At 64.8% G+C, this 10271-nt stretch carries 7 protein-coding genes; 1 reads left to right on the top strand and 6 read right to left on the bottom strand.

Annotated elements, in window-relative coordinates; translation table 11 throughout:
- Positions 1-150: 150 nt before the first annotated feature.
- The 3 genes from rocF to VGE27_RS09370 form a co-directional block, all read right to left on the bottom strand.
- On the bottom strand, positions 151-1068 hold the full coding sequence (gene rocF / locus VGE27_RS09380) for an arginase (protein WP_331049389.1): 918 nt from the start codon (positions 1066-1068) through the stop codon (positions 151-153).
- A gap of 100 nt (positions 1069-1168) precedes the next feature.
- Entirely contained in the window at positions 1169-2227 is a 1059-nt protein-coding gene (locus VGE27_RS09375; protein WP_331049388.1) for a Kelch repeat-containing protein, read from the bottom strand.
- A gap of 140 nt (positions 2228-2367) precedes the next feature.
- Positions 2368-3822, bottom strand: a complete 1455-nt coding sequence (locus VGE27_RS09370) for a pyridoxal-phosphate dependent enzyme (RefSeq protein ID WP_331049387.1) — start codon at positions 3820-3822, stop codon at positions 2368-2370.
- A gap of 274 nt (positions 3823-4096) precedes the next feature.
- Here VGE27_RS09370 and VGE27_RS09365 point away from each other — a divergent pair, with 274 nt between their 5' ends.
- Positions 4097-6454: an Ig-like domain-containing protein gene (locus tag VGE27_RS09365; RefSeq protein ID WP_331049386.1), complete on the top strand. Its 2358-nt coding sequence runs from the start codon at positions 4097-4099 to the stop codon at positions 6452-6454.
- Between the two features lie 72 nt (positions 6455-6526).
- Here VGE27_RS09365 and VGE27_RS09360 read toward each other — a convergent pair whose 3' ends face one another.
- From VGE27_RS09360 to mutS, 3 genes are all read right to left on the bottom strand, one after another.
- Positions 6527-7378: a glutaminyl-peptide cyclotransferase gene (locus VGE27_RS09360; protein ID WP_331049385.1), complete on the bottom strand. Its 852-nt coding sequence runs from the start codon at positions 7376-7378 to the stop codon at positions 6527-6529.
- A 19-nt stretch (positions 7379-7397) separates the two neighbouring features.
- Positions 7398-7961: a G/U mismatch-specific DNA glycosylase gene (gene mug / locus VGE27_RS09355; protein ID WP_331049384.1), complete on the bottom strand. Its 564-nt coding sequence runs from the start codon at positions 7959-7961 to the stop codon at positions 7398-7400.
- 16 nt (positions 7962-7977) lie between these two features.
- Positions 7978-10271 (bottom strand): DNA mismatch repair protein MutS (gene mutS / locus VGE27_RS09350; RefSeq protein ID WP_331049383.1); only part of this gene is annotated, 2294 nt, incomplete at its 5' end.

Raw genomic sequence — 10271 nt, 5'->3', positions numbered from 1 at the left:
GCGCCCTGCGCGGATGCGATCACCAGATTGAGTGGGCGATAGTTGTGAGCACCCCACCGGTCCTCGCGCGCGATGAACGCTTCCGTGGCGTTGAGCGTCGTGGACAGTGTCATGGTGGAGCTCCTCCTGTACGGCGTGCTGAGTATTGATCTAAAGAATGCGTCGACCGAACGCGCTGGCGACGAGATCGGTTGCCAGTTCCGCGGTGGCATTGGCCCGGTCGAGAATCGGATTGATTTCCACCAGGTCCATCGCCAGCATGGCGCGCGAATCGTTGATGATTTCCATGGCCAAATGCGCTTCGCGCAGGCTCACACCACCACGCACGGGTGTGCCAACACCCGGCGCTTCACGGGGATCGATGAAGTCGGCGTCGAGCGAGACATGCACACCACCCGTGCCATGGGTGACGATGTGCATGGCTTCGTCCATCACGTCCCGCATGCCGCGCTCGTCGATGTCGCGCATGGTGAACGCCCGAATGCCCAGCCGGGCGATGGTCTGTTTCTCTGCTTCGTCGAGGTCACGCAGGCCGATGTACACCAGGTGCTCCACAAGCACTGCCGGGTGCACCGACGCGATCCGCGCGAGGCGCTCGTCGCCCATACCGAGCAGGTGTGCCACGGGCATGCCGTGCACGTTGCCGGTGAGCGTGGTCTCGGGCGTGTTGATATCGGCGTGAGCATCGAACCAGATGAGGCCCACACGCTGACCACGCTCGGCCATCACCGTGGCGGTGCCGGCCACCGACCCAACGGACAGGGAATGGTCTCCACCGATGACCAACGGACACTCGCGGTGCCGGATCGCGTTCGCCGTGCGCGCCGCGAGTTCTGCCGCCACCAATGAGATGGCGCCAATGCGCCCAAGCGGGGACTCGGGTACCTCACTGCGATCGGGCACCTGCACATTGCCCTCGTCGGTCACTGCAATGCCGAGACGCCGAATCGCCTCGGCCACCGCGGCCAGGCGCATGGCGCTCGGCCCCATGTCCACACCGCGCCGGCTGGCGCCGAGGTCCATGGGAACACCGATGAGGCGAACGGCATTGTGAGCATGAGATAGCATCGAAGGATTCATACACCACAATCTCCCCAATTCCTCACTCGCTACAAGCGAGCAGAACCTGCATTCCCAATCGCGTCAATGTGTCAGATCATCTTCCTGCTCATGGCATGAAAATCCACGCGCGCGCCTGCGGTTGGATGTCCCTGCTGTAGCCGCCGGTGATCAGCGCCGAGCCATCGCTCAGCAGCGCCACAGCGGAGAACTGGCCAGCCAGGTCGGTGCGGCCTCCCACAAGATCGAACTGTCCGCGCACGGGATCGTACACCTCGGCCTGGCTTGCTCCGCCGGCAATGAGCACGCGTCCATCGGGCAACAACACCGAACTGCCGGCATGCTTGTAGCGACTGCGATGCATCACGGCTGGCAGTTTGATGAAGCGCTGTGAGGCCGGGTCATAGCGTTCGGCGTGATTGTATGCACCGTGATCATCGCGCTCGTCGGAACCACCGGTCACCAGCACCTGCCCATCAGCCATGAGCACAGCGTCGTGCTTGTGGCGTCGCACCTGCATGTCACCCACCGCCGTGAATCGTCGTGTGGCAGGGTCATACTCTTCCGCCGACGCAAACAGCTGGATGTTGGCGCGCCGCCCCTGATGGCCACCCACCACCAGCACGCGCCCACTGCGCAGACGCACGGCCACATGACTTTCGCGCGCCGTGGTCATATCGCCAACAGGCGTAAAGCGACCCGTGGCCGGATCATAACGTTCGGCGCTTGCGAGGAACGTCCAGTCGGGACCGAGACCGCCGGCGACGAGGACCGATCCATCGGCAAGCAACACGGCAACATGACCACTGCGTGGCTGCTGCAGTGCGCCGGTTGCCACAAAACGGTTGGTGGCCGGATCGAAGAGGTCCGCGCGCGTGGTGGGCGCATTGCCCGGACCATAGCCGCCCACAATCAGCACACGACCATCGGCCAGTCGTGTGGCGGTGTGACTGTGGCGCACCGTGCCCATGGCCGCTGCTGGCGTGAACCGGTTGCGCGCGCGGTCAAACAGCTCCGCACCAACCGGCGACCCATCGGCGACGAAGCCACCAACCACCAACACGCGCCCATCGGTCAGTGCGGTGGCCGTATGTGCCATACGCGCCGAACCCATGGGCGCCGTGGCCGATACAGTGCCGGTATCGAATGTGGCCGGCGCAGCTGCCATGACGAAGAGCGATAGCAGCAGCGCGCGTGAACAACCCGGAGACCACGACATAAGGCAAAGGCGGCAAGGGGTGAGAGATCGCTCTCTATCCGATGCCGCCTGCCGGTGCTGCGTTTACTGCGATGCTGCGTGTCGCCGGCTCAGCCGCGATGCATCAGGTATTCGAGCACATCGTAGCGCGTCACGATGCCCTGAATCACGCCATCCTTGCGCATCAAGACCGCGCGATTGCTCTTGGACAGCAGCTTGGCCACGCTCTCCACGGCCTGATCTGCTTCGACGATGGGAAACGGCTGGTCCATCGCATCACTCACCGTCTGGTCGAGCACCTTGGGGTCGGCCAGCGACTTGGTGGTGAGCTGCGACTCGGCCACGCTGCCCACGCACACCGTGCCGTCCATGACCGGCACCTGCGACACATCATGCAGCGCCATCAGGCGAATGGCCTGGCGCACCGTGGCACCGGGCGTCACGCTCACGATGGCGGCCGCACTGGAGTCCTTGTTGCCCAGTACATCGGCAATGGACTTCTGCGGCGCATCGAGCAGCTGGTTTTCGCGCATCCATTCGTCGCTGTACAACTTGCTCAGGTAGCGCTCACCCGTATCGCAGAGGAATGTCACCACCATGGCATCGGGATCATCGAGACGACGTGCCACGGTGAGTGCGGCATGCGCGATCAGACCCGCCGAACCACCGACAAAAATGCCTTCTTCACGTGTGAGACGGCGCGCCATGCTGAACGCGTCCTTGTCGCTCACCGAGATGAACTCGTCGATCACGCTCATATCGAGCGTGGCCGGTACGCAGTCCTGACCCACGCCTTCCACCTTGTACGGCGCACCGGTGGGATGACCTTCGCCCTTGGAGCGCCACAGCTCGGCCAGCACCGAACCCATGGGGTCGGCGGCGATGATCTTGATGTTGGGATTCTTGCTCTTGAGGTAGCGACCCACGCCGCTGATGGTGCCGCCCGTGCCCGCTGACGCGACGAAGTGCGTGATGCGTCCCTGCGTCTGTTCCCAGATTTCCGGGCCCGTGGTGGCCACGTGGGCCGCCGGGTTGGCCGGATTCTCAAACTGGCCGGCCAGCACCGCGCCCGGCGTCTCCTTCACGATGCGCTTGGCCATCTGCACGTAGTTCTGCGGATGGTCGGGCGGCACCGCCGTGGGCGTGATGATCACTTCGGCACCGAACGCTTTCAGCAGGCGTACTTTTTCCTGCGACATCTTGTCCGGCATCGTGAAGATGCAGCGGTAGCCCTTGAGTGCGGCCGCGATGGCGAGCCCGACTCCGGTGTTGCCGCTGGTCGCCTCGACGATGGTCCCGCCGGGCTTGAGCGTGCCGGCAGCCTCATGCGCCTCGATCATCGGCATGCCGATGCGATCCTTCACACTGCCACCGGGGTTGAAGAAGTCGGCTTTCCCCAACAGCGGTGTACGAATCCCCTTGGCGACCCGCGCCAGGTGGATGAGCGGTGTCCATCCGATGGTTGCCAGGACGTTGTCGTAGGGCAGACGGTGCCGCACGTGTTCATCGGGGGAGACCGACGCGGTGTCGGCGGGAAGCGTGGTGGCCATGGCAGAGTTGGTCACGGAACAGGAGGGGATGCGGCGGACGCGGTTCAGCGAACGCACATCCTCGCGCAGTGACGCAATCTACACCTGGCCACTGCGGCACGCCCTCGCATCTGCCGTGATGCTGTCCATCTTTAGCCGAGGTGACGCCGGCCGCTGAACAGCGGTTGGGCTTCACGTCTCCCGCCCCGCGATCGATGTGTCATCTGCCGGAATTCACGGCTTGCCGTTTCTTGCCTGGACTGTGTTCATGACCCCGTTGCGCCCTTGGCTGGCTCCTATCGCCACACCTATGGTCTCGCGTGCTGCCCGCAGCACCATCGGGTCGGTAGTGCTGGCCGCGTCGACGGCACTATCCCTGACCGCCTGTGGCTCCGGTGGCGGGGACGGCACCACCGATCCCGGTCCCACACCCACGGCCATTCGCGCGGATGCGGGCAACCAACAGACCGGTGTGGCCGGCGTGGCGCTGGCAACGGCGCTGACCGTGGTCGTGACCGACAAGGACAACAAGCCGGTGGCCAGCCGTCGCGTGGAATGGAACGTCGGCGCGGGATCCGGTTCGGTGACGCCCACTGTCTCCACCACCAACAGCAGTGGTGTGGCCACGGCGCTGTGGACGCTGGGCACCACCGCGGGAACCGCCCGTCTCACCGCGCAGGTTTCGGGACTCAATCCGGTAGTCTTCTCGGCCACCGTCCTTGCCGGTCCCGCCGCTGTTGTGGTCGCCACCCCTGATGTCGCCTACATCGGTGTCGGCGACACGCTGCGCGTGAGAGGCACCGTTCGGGACCAGTACGGCAATCCACTCACCGGCCAGGAGGTGACGTTCTCGTCACTCGAGTCGGGGATCGCCTCGGTGAACACGACGGGTCTGGTGACAGCGCTCGCCCAGGGGGCCGCTCGCATCGTGGTAACAGGCGGTACGCGCGCCGACACAGTGCCGGTGACGGTTGGCCCCGCGGGCGCCAGCGTGTGTGGTTTGGTCGCGCCACGCCTCCTGGCGCTGGGTGAGGTCTACATCCCGCCAGCCGGTACCAACGGCGTGTCTGCGTGCATTTCCGGACTGAACCTGACGGGTGCCGAATACGCGCTCACGCTGATCTCGACCTCGACCAACTTCGGGGTGGCGACCACACTGGATGTGGTCGGCCTAGGCACCAACGTGCCGCAGTTTGCCGCACTCACCGATGTAAGCGCCTCGTCTGGCAGCACACTGCTCGACGCGCAGAGCAGCGCCGCCGTTCATGCCACCACCGACGCCAATGCCGATGCCGAGCTGCGGCGATCGCTGATCGCTCAGCGGGAGCTCACGCCGCTGGTGGGCGATGCGCGCGCCTGGCATGCCGACCGGGCCGCATTCGGCCGCACCGCGCTGCTCGCCGACCTGGCAGTGGGTGATGCCATCCGGCTGAACGTCAATTCCAACATGGGGTGCAGCGCCCCCGACATGCGCAACGGTCGCGTTGCGGCAGTGGGTCAACGGGCGGTGATCGTCACCGACACCGACAATCCGACGGGCGGTTATACCGACGCTGAATACGCGGGCATCCTCGCCACCTTCGACACGCTGGTGTATCCGATGGATACCAGCGCGTTCGGCGCACCAAGCAACATCAGCCAGTACGGCAAGATCATCCTGTTCTACACGCGCGCGGTGAATGCTCTCACCCCCCAGGGCGCGGGCTACACCATTGGCGGTTTCTTCTTTGCGCGTGATCTGTATCCGAAGACGGCGCGCAATGGATTGCAGGCCTGCGCCGCGTCGAACGAAAACGAGATGTTCTACATGCTCGTGCCCGATCCCAATGCCACCATCAACGGGAATCGGCGTACGAAGGACGAGGTGACGCTGCTCAACCTCGCCACCATCGCCCACGAGCTGCAACACCTGATCAATGCGTCGCGGCGCCTGTACGTGAACACCGGCGCCACACCCAACGAGCTGACCTGGCTCGATGAAGGGCTCTCGCACATTGCCGAGGAGCTGTTGTTCTTCCGCGTGGCGGGGTTCTCGTCGCGGCAGAACATCAACCTCAATGACATCAGCGTCACGACGCTGCGCTCCGAGCAGTTCCGCAACTACGCATCGCAGAACTTCTCGCGCTTCTACAATTTCCTCATCGCGCCCGAAACCAACTCGCCGTACGCACCCAATGACTCGTTGTCCACGCGTGGTGCGATCTGGAACTTCCTGCGCTACGCGGCGGGGCGGCAGGGCGCGAATGGTGAAGCCGGGTTCCTCCGCGCATTGGTCAATTCCAACACCACCGGCGTCGCCAACCTGCAGGGCGTGCTGTCGGGCAACCAGTTTGCCGACTACCTGCGTGATTGGACCGTGGCGCTGATTGCCGACGACTACACGGCGGCGACCACGACAGCGCTGGCATCCAGCTACATCATCCCGGCGTGGAACTTCCGCAGCATTTATCCGGGACTGCGCTTCAGCGGCGGCGCGGCGCTTGGCGTGTATCCCATCGCCACACGCTCATTGCGCAGCAATGTGCCGCAACGGGTGTTGCTGGCGGGTGGCACAAGCAGCTACCTGCGCTTCAGCCTTCCGCTGGGTGGCAACGCATTCATCTCGTGGAGCAGCAACGGTGGCGTGCCGGCGTCCACGATGCGCTGGGCCGTGGTACGCATCCGGTAGACGTCCGACGTCATCGGCACTCCCTGTGCAGCGCGGCATGCGACTCACATGCAACGCGCTGTGCAGGCCCGGTCAGCGCGGCTTGAGGCTGATCTCGTAGAGCTTGGACCACAACTTGCCCGTCACGAAAATCCGGTCCTTGGCGGCATCGTACGCGATGCCGTTGAGGACATCTTCGTTTCCGGTGCGATCGATCTTGGGCAGGATATTCGAGAGATCGATCCAGCCCAGTACCATGCCCGTGTTGGGATCAATGCGCGCGATCGAGTCGCTCTGCCACACGTTCGCCCAGATCTCGCCCTTCACCCACTCCAGTTCGTTGATCGCCGCCACCGGCGTACCCCGATCGGTCACGGCCAACGTCTTCGTGACCGCAAACGTCTTCGGGTCGCGCCATACGATGCTCGACGAGCCATTGCTCATGATGAGCGAAGTGCCGTCGGTGGTGAGACCCCAGCCCTCACCGTCGTAGTTGAACGAACCGTTGCGCGTGAACGTCTTCCAGTCGTACGTGAACGCCTTGCCACTCTGCCAGGTGAGTTGGTAGAGCTTGTCGCCGAGGATGACCATGCCTTCGCCAAAGTGCGGCTGCTCGAGTGGCTGCTGACGCACCACGCGCCCACTGGTGAGGTCCACTTCACGCAATCCCGACGTGCCCACCTGACCGGTGCTTTCGAACAGGCGGTTGTCGTGCCACTGCAAGCCCTGGGTGAAGGCGCCCGGATCGTGCGGATACACGTTCACCACATCGAACGTGTAGGTGGGCGTACGGGCCGCGGCAGGCGTGTCATTGTCTGCCGCCGCGCTGTGGCTGGCATCGCCGCAGGCTCCGAATGCACCAGCCGTGCCAACGAGCCCCGCGGTGGCGAGCAGGATCATCATGGACGTGGCGCGGGAGCGGCGGAGCGTGGTCAGAAGCGGCATGGCAAGGACAGGGAGAAGGTCAGGATGAAGCTTCCACCCACACCCGGAGTTCGCGCAATAGCGCGATGAGATCGCCGAGTTGGTGGTTGGCATTGAGACCGCTGGGGCTGGGCAGAGCCCACAATGCGGTGGTACCCAATGTTTCCGGTTGCAGCCCCAGGACGGCCTTGGGCTTTCCAAATGCCGTGCGGAATGCGCCGATGCCCATGAACGCCACCACACGCGGCCGGTACTGCTGCACCACCCGGCGCAGGCGTTCACCGCCAGCCACATACTCCTCGGCCGACAACTCGGCGGCCGTGGCCGTGGTGCGCGCGACCATGTTGGTGATGCCGTAGCCCAGCGGCAGCAGCTCGTGCTCGTCCCAGGGCGAGAACAACCGCGGGGTGAACCCCGCACCGTGCAGCGCGGGCCAGAACCGGTTGCCCGGCCGCGCGAAATGATGCCCCACGGCCGATGTGTACAGTCCGGGATTGATTCCACAGAACAGCACACGCAGCTCCGGCGCGAGCAGGTCCGGCACCGTCTTCGTGACGGCCGCCGCCAGTTCCGCCTTGGTGGGCTTTCGTGGCGCGTCGGTCATCGCATCATGCCGCAGTTCACGATGCAGGCTGTTGCTGACGAAGCGATTCCTTGAGCGACGCCAGGGTGTTGAGCGCCTGCATCGGCGTCATCTGCTCGGGTTCGAGCGCGTCCACGGCATCGGCCAGACGACTGAGCGCCGGATCGACAGCGGGTGGCGCATCGCCGAAGAAACCCAGTTGGTCCGTCGGCTGCAGCTGGTGCTTGAGGCGGGGCCCGCGGCGCTTTGTGCTCTGCGGCGCCTGCATGCCTTCGGCCGTGAGGCGCGCGGCCATCTGTTCACCTTCGCCTTCGAGCAGTGCGAGCACTTCCTTGGCGCGCGCAATCACCGGCGACGGCAACCCGGCGAGTCGACCCACCTCGATGCCGTACGAACGATCCGCACCACCGGGAATGAGGCGGTGCAGGAACAACACCTGGTCGCCCACCTCGCGGACAGCCACGGTGAAGTTGCGCACACCGCTCAACTCACTCTCGAGCTGCGTGAGTTCATGGTAGTGCGTGGCGAATACGGTCTTGCAGCCAATGGCATCGTGTAGATGCTCGCTCACGCTCCACGCGATGGACACGCCGTCGTACGTGCTCGTGCCACGTCCGATTTCGTCGAGCAGTACGAGCGAACGCTTGGTCGCGGTGTGCAAAATGGCACTCGTCTCACTCATCTCCACCATGAACGTACTCTGGCCGCGCACGAGGTTGTCGCTCGCCCCCACGCGCGTGAACAGACGGTCCACGATCGGCAGGCGCGCTTCACGCGCTGGCACATACATGCCCACCTGGGCCATGAGCTGGATCAGGCCGATCTGCCGCAGAATGGTGCTCTTGCCGGCCATGTTCGGTCCGGTGAGCACAATGAGCTGCGCGTCGTCGGTGAACTGCAGGTCGTTCGGGATGAACTTCTCGCGCGCCATCATGCGCTCCACCACCGGATGACGCCCGGCGCGGATATCCAGCGCAAATCCGTCATGCAGTTCGGGGCGCACATATTGCTCCCGTTCGGCCACGTCGGCAAAACAGGCCAGCACGTCGATGGTGGCCACCCGACGCGCCACCTGCTGCCAGCGCGTGATCTGCACGCCGACATCACGCCGCAACGCTTCGAACAATTCGCGCTCGCGCACCTCGATGCGTTCGGCCGCGTTGAGCACCTTCTCCTCGTATTCCTTGAGGGCCGGTGTCACGTAGCGTTCGGCGCCGGTCAGCGTCTGCCGGCGCTGATAGTCGTCGGGTACGAGGTGTCGATTGGCGTTCGAGATCTCGAGGAAGTATCCGAACACCTTGTTGTAGCCGACCTTGAGCGACGAAATGCCGGTGCGCGCGCGCTCCTGCTGCTGAATGGTCGCGATCGCATCCTTGCCGCCATCGCGCAGTACCCGCAGTTCGTCGAGATCGACATCCACACCCGGCGCAATCGTGTCTTCTTCGCCGATAGTAAGCGGCGGGCGCGCCACGAGCATGGTGGTGAGGCGTTCGGCGCTTTCCGCCCCATCGTCCCAGTCGGCCAGCATCGTCGACAGCACGCCACCAGTCGCCTGTGCACCCGACGACAGTACTGCATGCACCGACTTCGCCACCAATGGCAGGCGGGCGAGCGAATCGCCCAGTGCGCGGAGTTCACGCGGCGTCGCACGACCGGCCGCGGCCTTGCTGGCGAGACGCTCCACATCACGCACACCATCGAGCGCGTCGCGCAGCGCCGTGCGACCCACGGGATCACGCACCAACGCCGATACGGCATCGAGTCGCTGCTCGATGACCGGCTGCTCGAGCAGGGGCGCCAACAGCCACTGACGCAGCATCCGCTGCCCCATCGGCGTCGTGGTACGATCAAGCACCGACAGCAGCGTGCCACTGTTGTCGCGCTGATCACCACGCAGCGACTCCACCAGCTCGAGATTGCGTCGTGTCATCTCGTCGAGCGGCATCACACCACCCGAACGCTCCAGCGTGGGACGCGCGAGGTGCGGCAGGCCGCCCGGCTGCAGTTCGCGCAGATAGCGCAGCAGCGCACCAGCAGCGCCCACAGCGGCCGCATCATCGGCACCGAGCCCAAAGCCTTCGAGGCTGCGAATTTCGAACTGGCGGGAGAGATCATCGGCGGCGAGCTGGGCGTCAAACTCCCACCCTTCACGAGAGGTCACCAGCGCCTGCTCGGCCTGACGCAGCACCGGCGCGAGCTCGGCATGCGCCGTGTTCTTCACCAGCAGCAGTTCGCGTGGTGCGAGACGGGCCAGCACGGCCGGCGTGTCGGCAATGGTCGCCCCGAACAGGCGCAGCTCACCCGTGCTGAGGTCTGCAGCGGCGATGCCCA

Origin of the sequence: Gemmatimonas sp., from assembly GCF_036405635.1 — a bacterium.
Classification (GTDB): Bacteria; Gemmatimonadota; Gemmatimonadetes; order Gemmatimonadales; family Gemmatimonadaceae; genus Gemmatimonas.
Note: the sequence above shows the minus strand (reverse complement) of the source record. Positions and strands in the feature narration are given on the sequence as shown.